13 protein-coding genes are annotated in these 14,468 nt (G+C 67.8%); 5 read left to right on the top strand and 8 right to left on the bottom strand.

The window, feature by feature from the left end:
• Positions 1-34 precede the first annotated feature (34 nt).
• Positions 35-1,663, top strand: a complete 1,629-nt coding sequence (locus tag V7Z98_RS06750; protein ID WP_334157433.1) for a HAMP domain-containing methyl-accepting chemotaxis protein — start codon at positions 35-37, stop codon at positions 1,661-1,663.
• 144 nt (positions 1,664-1,807) lie between these two features.
• On the opposite strand, the gene bamC is transcribed toward V7Z98_RS06750, so the two are convergent.
• The 3 genes from bamC to V7Z98_RS06735 all read right to left on the bottom strand — a co-directional run bounded on the left by bamC (position 1,808) and on the right by V7Z98_RS06735 (position 4,984).
• Positions 1,808-2,932 (bottom strand): outer membrane protein assembly factor BamC, encoded by a 1,125-nt coding sequence (gene bamC / locus V7Z98_RS06745; protein WP_293263868.1) that lies wholly within the window; start codon positions 2,930-2,932, stop codon positions 1,808-1,810.
• Positions 2,933-3,053: 121 nt separating this feature from the next.
• Complete coding sequence (dapA, locus tag V7Z98_RS06740) at positions 3,054-3,932, bottom strand: 4-hydroxy-tetrahydrodipicolinate synthase (RefSeq protein WP_293263689.1); 879 nt, start codon at positions 3,930-3,932, stop codon at positions 3,054-3,056.
• A gap of 125 nt (positions 3,933-4,057) precedes the next feature.
• Positions 4,058-4,984 carry a histone deacetylase family protein gene (locus V7Z98_RS06735; protein WP_334157432.1) on the bottom strand — a complete coding sequence of 309 codons (927 nt, stop codon included), beginning with the start codon at positions 4,982-4,984 and terminating at the stop codon, positions 4,058-4,060.
• A 328-nt stretch (positions 4,985-5,312) separates the two neighbouring features.
• Between V7Z98_RS06735 and V7Z98_RS06730 the strand changes: the two genes are divergently transcribed.
• The 4 genes from V7Z98_RS06730 to mltB are packed head-to-tail and all read left to right on the top strand — an operon-like array spanning position 5,313 to position 10,586.
• A complete protein-coding gene (locus tag V7Z98_RS06730; protein ID WP_442951819.1) occupies positions 5,313-6,281 on the top strand; it encodes an AAA family ATPase in 969 nt (322 codons plus the stop codon).
• Positions 6,278-7,369, top strand: a complete 1,092-nt coding sequence (locus V7Z98_RS06725; protein WP_334157431.1) for a DUF58 domain-containing protein — start codon at positions 6,278-6,280, stop codon at positions 7,367-7,369. Before V7Z98_RS06730 ends, V7Z98_RS06725 begins: the two co-directional genes overlap by 4 nt.
• Positions 7,366-9,411, top strand: coding sequence for a transglutaminase TgpA family protein (locus V7Z98_RS06720; protein WP_334157430.1), 2,046 nt, complete (start codon positions 7,366-7,368; stop codon positions 9,409-9,411). The genes V7Z98_RS06725 and V7Z98_RS06720 overlap by 4 nt, the downstream gene beginning before the upstream one ends.
• Positions 9,408-10,586, top strand: coding sequence for a lytic murein transglycosylase B (gene mltB / locus V7Z98_RS06715; protein WP_334157429.1), 1,179 nt, complete (start codon positions 9,408-9,410; stop codon positions 10,584-10,586). The genes V7Z98_RS06720 and mltB overlap by 4 nt, the downstream gene beginning before the upstream one ends.
• On the opposite strand, the gene rpoS is transcribed toward mltB, so the two are convergent.
• The 5 genes from rpoS to V7Z98_RS06690 all read right to left on the bottom strand — a co-directional run bounded on the left by rpoS (position 10,546) and on the right by V7Z98_RS06690 (position 14,368).
• Positions 10,546-11,538 carry an RNA polymerase sigma factor RpoS gene (gene rpoS / locus V7Z98_RS06710; protein WP_334157428.1) on the bottom strand — a complete coding sequence of 331 codons (993 nt, stop codon included), beginning with the start codon at positions 11,536-11,538 and terminating at the stop codon, positions 10,546-10,548. The genes mltB and rpoS overlap by 41 nt on opposite strands.
• Positions 11,535-12,320 carry a peptidoglycan DD-metalloendopeptidase family protein gene (locus tag V7Z98_RS06705; protein ID WP_334157427.1) on the bottom strand — a complete coding sequence of 262 codons (786 nt, stop codon included), beginning with the start codon at positions 12,318-12,320 and terminating at the stop codon, positions 11,535-11,537. The genes rpoS and V7Z98_RS06705 overlap by 4 nt, the downstream gene beginning before the upstream one ends.
• A 161-nt stretch (positions 12,321-12,481) precedes the next feature.
• Positions 12,482-13,114, bottom strand: coding sequence for a protein-L-isoaspartate(D-aspartate) O-methyltransferase (locus V7Z98_RS06700; protein WP_334157426.1), 633 nt, complete (start codon positions 13,112-13,114; stop codon positions 12,482-12,484).
• Positions 13,115-13,137: 23 nt separating this feature from the next.
• Positions 13,138-13,878: a 5'/3'-nucleotidase SurE gene (surE, locus tag V7Z98_RS06695; RefSeq protein ID WP_334157425.1), complete on the bottom strand. Its 741-nt coding sequence runs from the start codon at positions 13,876-13,878 to the stop codon at positions 13,138-13,140.
• Between the two features lie 172 nt (positions 13,879-14,050).
• Entirely contained in the window at positions 14,051-14,368 is a 318-nt protein-coding gene (locus V7Z98_RS06690; RefSeq protein ID WP_293263680.1) for an H-NS histone family protein, read from the bottom strand.
• Positions 14,369-14,468 lie beyond the last annotated feature (100 nt).

Below are 14,468 nucleotides of genomic sequence, written 5' to 3'. Positions count from 1 at the left end.
AGGCCTGCCGACGAAAACAACGAGGGGACCCCAAATGCAGTGGTTCGACAACCTGAGTCTGCGCACCAAACTCTTTCTCAACTTCGCCATCTCGGGCGGCGTGCTGGTGCTGGCGATCCTGTTCTGCCTGTTGCAGATCCGCCAACTGGGCAACAGCACCAACGAGATCATCACCAACTGGCTCCCGTCCATCCAGGCCACCGGCAAGATCAGCCAGGAGCGCCTGCGCTACCGGGTACGCAGCCTGGAATACATGCTCGGCACCTCACCCGAGGAGCGCGCCAAGATCGAAAGCTCCCTGAAAAAACTCGACGGCGACCTCCAGACCATCGTCAAGGAATACCAGCCGCTGATCAGCGGTCCCGACGAGCAGAAGCTTGTCGAGCAGGTGCAGCAGGGCGTCGCCGATTACCGAAAGGTAGTGGAAGAAGGCATCGCCCTGATGAACGAAGGCAAGATGGAAGAAGCCCAGCAGCTTCGCCGTGGCGCCTGGGTGGACAAGGCCAACAAGCTGCGCGATGCCACTGACGCCCTCACCGCCTTCAACCGGGACGGCGCCAGCCATGCCTCTGACGATGGCAACGCCCACATCCATGAAGCCATGACCGGCGGCATCGTCGCCCTGGCCCTTGGCCTGGGCATCGCGATCGCGGCTTCCCTGCTGCTGTCCAACCGCATGTCCCGACAGCTGGAAGTGGCCGTCGAGACCGCCCGGCGCATCGCCGCCGGCGACCTGCAAGGCCCGGTGCCGGCCGCTGGCCAGGACGAGGTGGGCAAGCTGATCGCCGCCATGGCCGAAATGCAGCGCTCCCTGCGCACGACCCTGTCCCAGACCCGGGACAACGCCGACCGGATCTCCAGCGCCGCGCAGCAGCTCAACAGCGGCGCCGCGCAACTAGAGCAGAGTGCCAGCGCCCAGAGTGCCGCGGCGTCGGCGATCGCCGCCAACATCGAGGAGCTGACCGTTTCGATCAACCACGTCTCGGACAGCACCACCGATTCCAGCCGCCTGGCCGCCGACTCCGACACCCAGGCCCGCACCGGCCGGGACACCCTCCTGCGCATGGTGGGTGAAATCACCCGTGTCTCGGAGGTGGTCAATACCGCCGCGACCCAGGTGGCGGCGCTGGAAGGCCAGTCGGCCCAGATTTCCCACATCGTCAGCGTGATCCGCGACATCGCCGACCAGACCAACCTGCTGGCCCTCAACGCCGCCATCGAAGCCGCCCGGGCCGGCGAGCATGGCCGCGGCTTCGCCGTGGTGGCCGACGAGGTGCGCAAGCTCTCGGAACGCACCGCCCAATCCACCAGCGAGATCACCCAGATGGTAAGCGCCATCCAGGAATCGACCCGCCAGGTGGTGGCAGGCATCCAGGCCGGCGTCACCTCGGTGGACACCAGCGTCACCCTGGCCCGGGAAGCCGGCGACACGGTGTCCCAGCTCCAGGAGATGGCCCAGCGCGTCGCCCAATTGGTGGGGGACGTGGCTGAGGCCCTGCGCGAGCAGTCGTCGGCCTCCACCGACGTGGCCCGCCGGGTCGAGGAAATCGCCACCCACGCCGAGGAGAACAGCGCCACCACCGCCGAAACCGCCGGCGCCGCGCGCACCCTGGACGGCGTTGCCCACAACATGCAGGAGGTGGTGGGGCGTTTCCGCCTCTGACCCGCCTGGCCGCTTCGGCGGGGTATCGGCAAAGCCGACACACTCCGCCGCCCTTCCCCACTGCATCACTGCCCAACAAAAAGCCCCGCCGAAGCGGGGCTTTTTGTTGCCGGGAGGAATCCCGTCGGGAACGGCTCGGCAAACTCAGCGCAGCTGTTCGTAGAGCAGGCCCAGGATGCGCTTGGCGGTATCCGAGGTATCGGAGCCCCCTTCGCGGGTGAGCACCTGGACCTGGGTGGATTCGCCGCCGTCCCGCACCAGAATGCGGTACTGAACGTTGTTCTCCACCTTCGGCGAGCTCTTCCAGAACGCCAGCTTGGAGAGCAGACCGGGGTCCTTGTTGGCGGCATCCGATTCCGGATCCACGTAACGGACGAAAAACAGGCCCTTGGAGCGGTCCCGGTCTTCCACGGTGAAGCCGACCCGGTCGAGGGCTAGGCCGACCCGGCGCCAGGCCCGGTCGAAGCGCTCGTCCACCACCACCTGGGCAGAACCGTCGCCGCCGTTGACCACCCGGGCCTTCTCCTGGGTCTTGGTGCTGGAAGCGGCAATCTGGGCCTCGGCACGCTTTTCCTCGACGCCGAAGCGCACCATCAGGCGGCGCAGCATCTCGGCTTCCAGGTCGGGGTCGGAGGCCCGGGGCTGCCAGCGGGTCTGGTCCTTCTGGGGCGTGATGTAGACCTCTTCCATGCCGCGGTGGCTGATGAAGATGTCGGTGGTGCCCGGCTGGGCGCCCGGCTCCAGGCGAGTGCGGAACTTGTCGCGCTCACCAGTGGAGTACAGGGAGTCGAGCAGCTTGCCCAGGGTGTTGCGCAGCCAGTCCTCGCCGATCTTGGCGCGGTTTTCCGCCCAATCGGTTTCCATCACGCCGGCGTCGGGCTGCTCCACCTTGACGATGAAGCCGGTCTCCTGCCAGAACTCTTTGACGGTGTCCCAGACCTTGTCCGGCGCCTGGTCCACCACCAGCCAGCGCTGGGTGCCGGACCGCTCGATGTGGGTCTTTTCCACCTGGGGCAGGACGGCGGTGTTCTGCACCTGGGTCTTGGCGGTGTCCCGCTCGGCGTTGTAGGCCGAGAAGGTGGCCGTGCCCTTGCCGCCCACGTCGGGGACGGCGTAGCGGTCGTCCTTGGTGGGCGCGGTCAGGTCGGGGGGAACTTCCAGGGTGGGAACCTGGGCCTTGCTGGCGGACTTGTAATCGATCTTCTTCGAGTCGGGCATGATGCCGCAGCCGGCAGTGGCGGCTACCGCCATCGCCACACCCGCAGCCATGGCCAGGCGGGCGGAATGAATGTCAGGGCGCTTCAAAATCGTCGGCTCTCGCTTCGTGGTTGGCGAAAAAGGGGAAGTGCAAAAAGGGCGAAGGCGGCGGCTTGCGCCGCCGCCCGGATCGTCAGGCCAGGACGCCGGCCTGGCGCATCGCCCCGCGCACCCGTTCGTGGTACTCGGGGGACAGGGCGGTGAGGGGCAGGCGGATGCCGCCGGGGATCAGCCCCAGCTGCTGCACGGCCCACTTCACCGGAATCGGGTTGGCTTCGCAGAACAGGTGCTTGTGCAGACCGAGCAGCTTGGCGTTGATCTCGCGGGCGGTCTTGACGTCGCCGGCCCGGGCGGCCACCACCATCTCGTGCATCAGGCGAGGGGCCACGTTGTTGGTCACCGAGATCACGCCATGGGCGCCGAGCAACAGCAGGGCGCAGCCGGAAGCGTCGTCGCCGCTGTAGACGGCGAAGCCCTCGGGGGCGCGCAGGATCAGGTCGGTGCCGCGCTCGATGTTGCCGGTGGCGTCCTTGATGCCGATGATGTTGTCGATGGCGGACAGGCGGATCGCGGTGTCGTTGCTCATGTCGGCCACGGTACGGCCGGGCACGTTGTAGAGGATCACCGGAATGTCCACCGCCTCGGCGATGGCGCGGAAGTGCTGGTACAGCCCTTCCTGGGTCGGCTTGTTGTAATAGGGCACCACCGACAGCACCGCGTCGGCGCCCACGTCCTTGGCGAAGCGGGTCAGCTCGATGGCCTCGGCGGTGGAGTTGGCGCCGGTGCCGGCGATCACCGGCAGGCGGCCCGCGGCGTGCTCGACGGTGGTCTTGATCAGTTCGCAGTGCTCTTCCACGCCCACGGTGGGGGATTCGCCAGTGGTGCCGACGATGACGATGCCGTCGGTGCCTTCGGCAGCGTGGAAATCGATCAGGCGGCGCAGGGCGGCGAGATCGAGGCGGCCATCGTCCTGCATGGGAGTGACGATGGCAACGAGGGATCCGGTAATCATGGCGGAGTTTGCAGGAGAAAATCTAAAGCGTTCGATTCTACCCGAACGCCGGTTGCCGGGAAGTCCTCGAACGAGAACCCCGATTTGGGCGGCAGGACGGCGTGGCGCCCTACCGCCCCGGGCGGTCAGAGATCGGCCAGTACGCGCAGGTGGACGCCCACGCTGCGTGCCAGGGACGACAGCACGTAGCCGCCTTCGAGCATGGAGACGATGCGCCCCTTGCAGGCCTGGTCGGCAAAGCGCTTGATCTCCCGGGTGACGTAGGCATAGTCGGATTCCACCAGCTTCATGCTGCCCATGTCGTCCTCGTAGTGGGCGTCGAAACCGGCCGAGATGAAGATCATCTCGGGCTGGAACTCGCGCAGGCGCGGCATCCAGATGTCCGACACGACCATGCGGAATTCTTCCCCGGACGTCCCCGCCGGCAGGGGGACGTTGCACATGTTCTCGGCGGTGCAATCGGCGCCGCTGTAGGGGAAGAACGGGTGCTGGAACATGCTCACCATCAGCACCCGGGGATCGTCCTTGAAGATGTCCTCGGTGCCGTTGCCGTGGTGCACGTCGAAATCGACGACGGCCACCCGCGACAAGCCATGCACTTCCAGGGCATGGCGGGCGGCGATGGCCACGTTGTTGAGGAAGCAGAAGCCCAGGGCCGTCTCCCGCTCGGCATGGTGGCCGGGGGGTCGGATGGCACAGAAAGCGTTGGGCGCCTCGCCCTTCATCACCATGTCCACCGCCATGACGCCGGCCCCGGCGGAGCGCAGGGCCGCCTGCCAGGTGTGGGGGTTCATGGCCGTATCCGGGTCCAGGTGCACGATGCCGCTTTCCGGGGAGCTGCGCTTGAGCTTTTCCAGGTAGCCCACCGGATGGACGCGGCGCAGTTGCTCCAGGGTGGCCAGGGGCGCGTCGTAGTGGGTGAAATAGGCGTCGATGCCCTGGGCGATCAGGTGGTCGGAAATGGCGGTCAGTCGGCTCGGGGATTCCGGATGGAACGACCCCATGTCGTGAAGAAAGCAATCCTTGTGACTGATGAAGGCGGTGGTGGTCACAACTTCTACCCTGCGTTGAAGTGGTCTGGAGCGAATCTATCGGCGCAAACGAGCCCGCACTGGCGGACTCGTGGCCGTCGACTCGACGATTCCTGCGCCGTGGCTCCGGTTGGGGGACGGGCCGGCTGCTGTTATGACTACCCGGCGCTCAAGGGCCGTTATCGTTGTGTCCCGGACCATCGCCGTGGCCGGGGTAGTGCCGTTCTCTTCTGGCATTATCATCCCATTTTACCGGGCGCCACAACTCGCCGACCGTGCTGAAATGCCGCACTGGCCGGCCTTTTCGAGCCTTTTCCGCCCTTTTACCGCTCTGCCCGCCCCCACCGCCATGCTCCATTCCCCTTCGGCCATCATGGATTCCGCCCTGCCCGCTGCCCGCCACCACGCCATCGTCCGCATCCTCGCCGCCGCCGACGAGGTCATCCTGGGCAAGCCGGACGCCCTGCGCCTGGCGTTGGCCTGCCTGCTCGCCCGGGGACACCTGCTCATCGAGGACCTACCCGGCGTCGGCAAGACCACCCTGGCCCACGCCCTGGCCCGGCTGCTCGGCCTGCACTTCTCCCGCCTCCAGTTCACCAGCGACCTCCTGCCGGCGGACATCCTGGGGGTGAGCCTCTACGAACGGGATGCCGAAGGCGCCCGCTTCCGCTTCGTGCCCGGCCCCGTGTTCGCCCAGGTGGTGCTGGCCGACGAGATCAACCGGGCCAGCCCCAAGACCCAGAGCGCCCTGCTCGAAGCCATGGAAGAAGGCCAGGTCACGGTGGACGGCGAAACCCGGCGGCTGCCCGAGCCCTTCTTCGTCATCGCCACCCAGAACCCCTCCCACCAGGTCGGTACCTTTCCCCTGCCCGAATCCCAACTGGACCGCTTCCTGATGCGCCTGTCCCTGGGCTACCCGGACCCGGCGGCGGAAAAGGCGCTGCTCGCCGGCGGCAGCCGGCGCGACCGGGTCGATGCACTGGAATCCTTGCTCGCCCCGGGCGAACTGGCCGCCTTGCAACAGGCCGCCGGCCAGGTCCATGCCGCCGCCCCGGTGGTGGACTACGTCTATGCCCTGACTGCCACCACCCGCCAAGACCAGCGCTTCCGCCACGGCCTGTCCCCCCGGGCCGCCCTGGGCCTGCTCGCCGCCGCCCGTGCCCACGCCTTCATCGACGGACGCGACCATGTGTTGCCCGAAGACGTCCAGGCCGTGTTTCCTGCCGTGGCCGGCCACCGCCTCCACCACCGGGGTAGCGAGAGCGGCTTGTCGGCCACCGATGCCCGCAGCCTGATCGAGGCGGTGCCCCTGCCGTGACCCGGCCCCTGCCGGCACGAAGCGGCTTCCTGCGCCGCTGGCGGGACCGCGCCCTGGAGCGCTGGCTGTACGGCCGCGCCCCCGACACGGTGCCGCTGACCCTTGGCCAGCGGCGTATCTACATCCTGCCCAGCGGCGCCGGACTGGGGTTCGCCGCCACCCTGGCCACCATGCTGCTGGCGGCGGTCAACTACGACCTGGGCCTGGGCTACGCCGTGGTCTTCCTGCTGGCCGGTGTCGGCACCCTGGGCATGGGCCTCACCTACCGCAACCTAGCGGGGCTGACCCTGACCGCCGGCCCCACCGGCAACGGCATGGCCGGCACCACCCTCGGCGTCGTGCTGCGTGCCAGCCAGCGCCGCAGCGAACCCCGCCCCGGCCTGGGCTTCGGCTTCGCCCCGACAGATGGTGACGGCCCCACCGCCTGGCTCGACCTGGCCGCCGGCAGCGATGCGGAAGTAGTCCTGCCCCTGGCCGCCCCGAAGCGCGGCCCCCTGCCCATCCCGCCGATCCGGGTGGAAAGCCGCTACCCCCTGGGGCTGTTCACCGCTTGGTCGATCTGGCGCCCCACCGTGTCCGCCCTGGTCTATCCGGCCCCGGCGGACCCGGCTCCGCCCTTGCCGCCCCAAGCGGCCGGCAGCGGCGCTCGGCCTACCCGGCGCACCCAGGCCGGCAACGAGGATTTCGCCGGGCTGCGCCCGCGCACCCCCGCCGATCCGTTGCGCCACGTGGCCTGGAAGTTGGTGGCCCGCCAGGGTGACGGCGAGCGGCGCCGGAGCGAACTGCCCCTCAAACAGTTCGAAAGTGACGCTGCCGGAGAGCTGTGGCTGCGCTGGGAGGACGTGCCGCCGCCCGCCACCGGCCTGGCGCCGGAACAGGCCCTGGAAGAACGCCTGGCCGTGCTCTGCGCCTGGGTGCTCGCCGCCGACGCCCTAGACGCCCCCTACGGGCTGCGCCTGCCCGGCACGGCCCTGCCTCCGTCCCGGGGCGAAGCCCACCGGGAAGCCTGCCTGGCCCGGCTCGCCCTGTTCGGCTTTGCCGACGACGGCGTGCCGGCGACGATGCCCGCTCCGGAAATGGCCCCATGAGCGCCCCATCCGCGGCCGGCCGCCAGCGTACCGAACTGGCCTGGCTACTCGGGGTCGCGGCCCTGGTGTGCGCGCCCCTGCTTCCAGCACTGCCGCCCTGGGCCGGCATCGCGGTGGCGGTCCTGCTGGGCGGGCGCGCCCTGCTGCTGCGCCGCGACGCCGCCCCGCTGCCGCGCTGGCTGGTGCTGGCCGGCGCCCTGGCGGTGCTGGCGGCCGTCGGGCTGGAATTCCGCACCCTGTTCGGCCGCGGGCCCGGTGTCGCCCTGCTGGCCTTTCTGCTGGCCCTCAAGTTCTATGAATTCCGCCCGCCACCGAAACCCCGCCCCTACCCAGGCCGGGACGCCTGGGTGGTCATTCTGCTGGCCTGCTTTCTTTTGCTGGCCCAGTTCTTCGAATCCCAGTCCCTCGTCACCGGCGCCTGGGCCTTCGCCTGCTGCACCGCCATCGTCGTCACCCTGATCCGCCTGCACAGCGGCAGCCAGGCCCCGGCGCCCCGTGCCCTGGTCGGCCGGGGGCTGGCCCTCGCCCTGCTCGCCCTGCCGTTCATGGCCGCCCTCTACCTGCTCTTCCCGCGCATCGACGGCCCCTTGTGGGGGCTGCCCCGGGACGCCTTCAGTGGCCGTAGCGGGCTGTCCGACACCATGGCGCCGGGGTCCATCGCCAAGCTGATCCAATCCGGCGAGATCGCCTTCCGGGTACGCTTCGACGGCCCGACCCCGGCCAAATCCCTACTCTACTTCCGCGGCCCGGTCCTGGAGGCCTTCGACGGGCGCACCTGGAGCGCCCTGCCTCCGCCGCGCCGCACCACGGCGGCCATCGCCGCCGTCCCCGGCCAACCCGACTACGCCTACACCCTGACCCTGGAACCCCACGGCAACCGCTGGCTGCTGGCCCTGGACCACCCCACCGCCTGGCAGGGCGACGCCCGGCTGGCGGCCACCGGCGAGCTGCAAAGCGGTGCGCCGGTGGTCAAGCGCCTGCGCTACGAGGCCCGCGCCCAACCCGCCGCACGGCTGGCGGCGGATGAAATGCCGGCCATGCTGGAACGGGCCCTGCGCCTACCACTGGCCATCGGGGAGCACGGCAATCCCAGGGCCCGGGCCCTGGGCGCCGCCCTGAGCCAGGAAACTGCCCGGCTGCCAACTACCGAACGCCCCTACCGGATCGCCGCCCTGCTACTCGAGCGCTTTCGCAATGACGGCTTCACCTATTCCCTGACCCCACCCCTGCTCGGCGCCAACCCGGTGGACGAGTTCCTGTTCGGCACCAGGCGCGGCTTCTGCGAACACTTCGCCTCGGCCTTTGTGGTGGTGATGCGCGCTGCCGGCGTGCCGGCCCGGGTGGTGACGGGTTACCAGGGCGGGGAGCGAAATCCTCTGGATGATTTCTGGGTAGTGCGCCAGTCGGACGCCCACGCCTGGGCCGAGGTCTGGGTCCCGGGCGACGGCTGGGTGCGCATGGACCCCACCGCCGCCGTATCGCCGGCCCGGGTCGAGTCGGGGCTGGCCGATGCCACACCACTGGGCGAGCCCCTGCCCCCGCTGATGCGCGTCGACTGGCCCTTGCTGCGCCAGTTACGCTACCGCTGGGAGGCCGCCCAGAACGGCTGGAACCAGTGGGTGCTCGGGTACAATTCCCAACGCCAGCAGGACCTGCTCGAGCGCCTGGGCTGGCCCGACGCCGACTGGCGCCGGCTGCTGCCCCTGCTCGCCGCCGCCTGCGGCGCCCTGCTGGCCCTGGCCGGACTGGCGGCCGCCTGGCCCGGACGCCGCGCCGCGCCAGCCGACGTCCCTGAACGCCTGTGGCAGTCGCTCTGCCGCCGGCTCTCCCGCCGCGGCGTGGCCCGGGCACCCCACGAGGGCCCGGCCGACTTCGCCCGCCGCGTCGCCGTACAATTTCCCGCCTGGGGGCCGCTGGTGGACGAGGCCGCCGCCTGCTACATCCAGCTGCGCTACCGCCCGCCCGAGGGCGCCGATCAGCGCCGCCCCCTCGCCCGGCTGCGGGCCCTGGCCCGCGCCGCCCTGTTCCGGAGACCCCGTTGAAGACACATTCCCGCCGCCACGCCCTGCCCGCCCTCTGCTTTGCCCTGGGGCTGGGAGGCCTGTCGGTCTTTGCCGCCCCCCCCGTTTCCGCCCAGGAAGGGGTGGCCGCTGCCATCGCCGCAACCCGGCCCTTTCTCGGCGATCCCGACGTGGAGAGCTTTATCGACGAAATGGCAGCCAAGTACGGCATGGATGCGGCCACCCTGCACCGGGACTTTGCCCTGACCGCCCCGAACAAGACGGTGCTGAAGGCCATCGCGCCGCCGACCCGGGTGGAGCAGCGCTCCTGGGTCCGCTACCGGGAACGTTTCGTAAACGCCCGCCGCGTCGGCGCCGGGTTGACCTTCATGGCCGAACACGCCCGGGAGCTGGAGGCGGCCGAAGAGCGCTACGGCGTGCCCCGGGAAATCATCGCCGCGATCATCGGCGTGGAAACCGAATACGGGGTGAACCCGGGGCGCTTCAAGGTGTTCGAGGCCCTGGCCACCCTGGCCTTCCGCTACCCGCCCCGGGCCGCCTATTTCCGCGGCGAACTGGAGCAGTTCCTGCTGTTTACCCGGGAGAACGGCATGGACGATCTGGCCGTGAAGGGTTCCTACGCCGGTGCCATCGGCATTCCCCAGTTCATGCCGAGCAGCCTGCGCCGCTATGCGGTGGATTTCGACGGCAACGGCCAGATCGATCTGCGCGGCAGCAGCAAGGACGCGGTCGGCAGCGTCGCCGCCTTCCTGGAAGCCCACGGCTGGCGGCGCGGCGCGGCGATCGCACTGCCCGTCCAGGTCGATGCCGGCCAGGCCCAGTCCCTGGTGGACGAGGGCATCCGCCCCCAACGCAGCTTGAGCGAACTGGCCGGGCTGGGCGTGGCGGTGCCGGCGAGCCTGTTGCGCCCCGGCCAGGAAGAGGTGGATAACAAGGCGGCCCTGGTGGATCTGGTGTCGCCGGAAGCACCCACCGAATACTGGCTGGGCTTCGACAACTTCTATGTGATCACCCGCTACAACCGCTCGAGCTTCTACGCCATGTCGGTGTTCCAACTGGCGGAAGCGCTGCGCACCGGCGCGGTGGACGGTGTGCCAGTGGCGCCCCGGCCCATCGGTGCGCCGGCCGCGGCCAGGACCAAGCCGGCCGCTGCGGCTAAATCAGGCTCTCGCGGGACACGCCGCGCCGGCGGATGATCCGGCGCAACTGGCCCAGGGCCTCGACCTGAATCTGCCTGACCCGCTCCCGGGTCAGGCATAGGTCGGCGGCGATGGATTCGAGGGTGGCCACTTCCAGCCCGTTGAGGCCGTAGCGGCGTTCGATCACCTGGCGCTGCCGGTCGGAAAGCTCGGTCACCCAGTGGTTGACCAGGCCCGACAGTTCGGAGGACTGCAACAGCCCGACCGGGTCGGCACTGCTCTCGTCGGCGATGGCGTCGGCCACCGTGTGGTTGGGGTCCACGTCCAGGGGTGCATCCAGGGATGCGGTGTGCTCGTTGAGCGCCAGCAGACGCCGCACGTCGGCCACCGGCTTGTCCACCAGGGCGGCGATTTCCTCCACCCCGTATTCCTGAGCATGGTTCGCCTCGAGCTGCCGGATCGCCCGCAGCACACCGTTGATTTCCTTGACCACATGCACCGGCAGACGGATGGTGCGGGACTGGTTCATGATCGCCCGCTCGATGTTCTGGCGGATCCACCACGTTGCGTAGGTGGAAAAGCGAAAGCCCCGGTCGGGCTCGAACTTGTCCAAGGCGTGCATCAGCCCCAAGTTGCCCTCTTCGACCAGGTCCAGGAGGGGAATGCCGCGGTTGAGGTAGTGCTTGGCGATGTTCACCACCAGCCGCAGGTTGTGCTCGATCATCTTCTGCCGCGCCTGGAAATCCCCGTCCCGGGCGCAACGGGCCGTAGCCGCCTCCTCGTCCGGGGTCAGAAGCGGCTTGGCGCCGATGTCGTTGAGGTAAATCTGGGTGACGTCGTTGAGGAGTTCGACCTCGGGCGCCGCCGTCTCGCCATTCGGCTCGGGGGCAGAGTCCCCGTTCAGGTCGCTCCCCTCCCCGTCAGCCGCCCCTTCCGGTTCGGCAGTATCTTCGGAGAAATCCTCCTCGGCATCATCGGCGAACTCGGAATGGCGGCTGTTCATGGTCATCGTGGCGGCAAATGTTTCAGAGGATCCACCGGCTTACCCTGACGCCGCACCTCGAAATGGAGCTTCGTGGTATCGGTATCCGTGTTGCCGATCTCGGCAATCTTCTGCCCCTTCACGACGTTCTGCCCTTCTTTCACCAGAACGTTGCTGTTATGAGCATAAGCGGTCAGGTAGGTGGCGTTGTGCTTGATGATGACGAGCTTGCCGTAACCACGCAGTCCTACACCGGCATAAACCACCTTGCCTTCGGCCGCGGCCAGCACCGGGTCGCCCGTCTTGCCGGCGATATCGATACCCTTGCTGCTGTCCGAGAATCCCGACAGGGTTTTTCCCGATGCGGGCCAGCCCCAGGCCGGCTCGTCTCCCTCTTTGGAGTCGCGGGATTCCGGCTTGGTTTCCGCCTTCGGTTCAATTTTTTGCTCAGGCTTGGCCGCCATCGTCCCGGCCGCCGCCCCTACCACTGTTCCAGCCTGGGCCGCCGCCAGGGCCTGATCGGTATAGGGTTCCTTGCCGGCGCGAGGCTCTCGCTTGATGCCGTCGCTGGAAACCGGGGCCGCAACCGGCGCAGCGGCGCTGCCGTCCAGGGAGCGTTTCTCGATGGCCGCCCCCGGACCGATGGGCTTGGCCACGGCCACGCCGGAATCGCCTGGCGCCTTCACGCACAGCACCTGGCCAACCAGAATGCGGTTGGGGTTGTCGATCCGGTTCCAGACGATCACGTCCTTGTAATCGGCACCGTGTTCCAGGGCGATGCTGTAGAGGGTGTCGCCCTTCTTGACCATATAGTTTTCGGGGCAACCGGGCACACCGGTGGCCGCAACAGGCGTACCCGCCCCCCGCGCGGAGGGCTGGGCACGGTCCACCACCGGGGCGGGATGCTGGGTGGCACAACCGGCGGCCAACAGGCCAATACCGAGAACGGGGAAAACAAATCGGCGAAAAATCATTCTGTTCCGGGAAGTAGCGGGACGAATCGGACCGCGTCCAGTTTGGTCTCAATAAACCCCTGGGGGGTGCGCTCCACGAGATGCAGCGTCTGCTCGATGCTTCCGATCGGCAGCACCATTCTGCCACCCGGCGCCAGCTGCTGCAAAAGCGCCTGGGGCATGGCGGGGGCCGAGGCCGCCAGGATGATGGTGTCGAACGGGGCCGCCTCGGGCAGTCCCAACTGGCCGTCGGCGTGCTTGAGGCGCACGTTGAAGAGCTTGAGGGTGCGCAGGTTGGCCTTGGCTTTTTCCAGCAGCGGCGCGATCCGCTCCACGGCGTAGACCTCGCTGGTCAGGCGCCCCAGCACCGCCGCCTGGTAGCCGCAACCGGCCCCCACTTCCAGGGTTTTGCCCAGGCCGCTCCGGCCGCTGCGCAGGAGCTCGATCATGCGGGCGACGATGAACGGCTGGGAGATGGTCTGGGAAAAGCCCAGCGGCAGCGCCGTGTCCTCGTAGGCCCGGGATGCCAGGGCCTCTTCGACGAACAGGTGGCGGGGAATGTCGCCCATGACCGCCAGCACCGCCTCGTCGCGGATGCCCTGCTCGCGCAGGCGCTCGATCATGCGCACGCGGGTGCGTGCGGAGGTCATGCCAAGTCCGAGAGTGGGTCGGTTCATGTCAGCCAGTCGCGAATCAGGGGAAGTTGCCCGGTATGGGTGAGATCGAGCTGCAACGGGGTCACGGAAACATGGCCGGCGGCCACTGCGTGGAAATCGGTGCCTTCGCCGGCGTCCTGGGCCGATCCGGCGGCGCCGACCCAGTAGACGGTCTCGCCCCGGGGGGTCTTGGCCCGCACTACGGGTTCCGCCTTGTGGCGCTTGCCCAGGCGGGTGATGCGCACCTCGCCGAGCTGGTCGGGCGGCAGATCCGGCACGTTGACGTTGAGCAGAACCGGCTCTTTCAGAGGTTTTTCCGCATATTGCCGGACCAAACGCCGGGCGACCTGGGCCGCGGTTTCAAAATGCTTGTCGCTGCGGCTGACCAGGGAAACCGCTATCGCGGGAATCCCTAGTAAATAACCTTCGGTCGCCGCGGCCACGGTTCCCGAATAAACCGTGTCATCGCCCATATTGGCGCCATGGTTAATTCCTGAAACGATCATGTCCGGCAATTCATCGAGCATTCCGGTTACAGCCAGATGAACGCAATCGGTGGGCGTGCCATTGACATAATAAAACCCGTTGGCGGCACGCCGTAAAGACAGAGGACGATCCAGGGTAAGGGAGTTGCTCGCCCCGCTGCGATCACGTTCCGGGGCTACCACGGTAATGTCGGCTATATCCGCCAGGGCCTTGGCCAGAGCCTCGATACCGGGGGCGAAATAACCGTCGTCGTTACTCAGCAAAATGCGCATGAAAGTCGTGAAGCCAAGGGAAGCGAAGCGCGCATTATCGCCTGAGCGCCCTGTTCTGTGCACGGCCCGTACAACCCGTTTCACCACGGGGTAATCCAGCAGGACCGGCAAAGAAAAAGGGCGGATCCAAAGATCCGCCCTTTCAGCCTTCGGAGAGACTGGTTCTGGCCGCTCAGACGGCCAGTTCTTCGAGCTTGCGCCCTTGGCCCAGCCAGGCTTCAACCCACTGGGGCTTACGGCCGCGGCCGGTCCAGGTCAGAGCGGTGTTCTCAGGATGACGGTATTTGATCGCCACCGGCTTACTGACGCGCACCTTGGCTTCCTTGGCGCCGCCGATCAGCTGATCGATGGAAAAGCCGCGGGCTTCGGCCAGGGCCTTCACCTCGTCCAGCACCTTCTTCTTTTCCTGCTCTTCGCGCTTACCGATCTCGGCGGGGATTTGCTTTTGCAGTTGCTTGAGTTCGGCCAGGGACAGGGTGGAAATATCCATGTGTTTCTCCTGATTATGATTTTGGGTGGAAGGTTTCAACCGCGATAATACTTGAGCCAGAAAATGGCTTGCAACAATTATAAGCAGGAATTTTTCGGAT

The organism is Oryzomicrobium sp., assembly GCF_036820405.1.
In the GTDB taxonomy this organism is placed as follows: Bacteria; Pseudomonadota; Gammaproteobacteria; order Burkholderiales; family Rhodocyclaceae; genus Oryzomicrobium.
Note: the sequence above shows the minus strand (reverse complement) of the source record. Positions and strands in the feature narration are given on the sequence as shown.

Bases quoted from the DNA above. Each gene is read 5' to 3' on its own strand.
- V7Z98_RS06750 (WP_334157433.1), top strand. From the start codon at position 35: ATGCAGTGGTTCGACAACCTGAGTCTGCGCACCAAACTCTTTCTCAAC.
- bamC (WP_293263868.1), bottom strand. From the start codon at position 2,932: ATGGCTGCGGGTGTGGCGATGGCGGTAGCCGCCACTGCCGGCTGCGGC.
- dapA (WP_293263689.1), bottom strand. From the start codon at position 3,932: ATGATTACCGGATCCCTCGTTGCCATCGTCACTCCCATGCAGGACGAT.
- V7Z98_RS06730 (WP_442951819.1), top strand. From the start codon at position 5,313: ATGCTCCATTCCCCTTCGGCCATCATGGATTCCGCCCTGCCCGCTGCC.
- V7Z98_RS06720 (WP_334157430.1), top strand. From the start codon at position 7,366: ATGAGCGCCCCATCCGCGGCCGGCCGCCAGCGTACCGAACTGGCCTGG.
- rpoS (WP_334157428.1), bottom strand. From the start codon at position 11,538: ATGACCATGAACAGCCGCCATTCCGAGTTCGCCGATGATGCCGAGGAG.
- V7Z98_RS06705 (WP_334157427.1), bottom strand. From the start codon at position 12,320: ATGGTCAAGAAGGGCGACACCCTCTACAGCATCGCCCTGGAACACGGT.
- V7Z98_RS06700 (WP_334157426.1), bottom strand. From the start codon at position 13,114: ATGACCTCCGCACGCACCCGCGTGCGCATGATCGAGCGCCTGCGCGAG.
- surE (WP_334157425.1), bottom strand. From the start codon at position 13,878: ATGCGCATTTTGCTGAGTAACGACGACGGTTATTTCGCCCCCGGTATC.
- V7Z98_RS06690 (WP_293263680.1), bottom strand. From the start codon at position 14,368: ATGGATATTTCCACCCTGTCCCTGGCCGAACTCAAGCAACTGCAAAAG.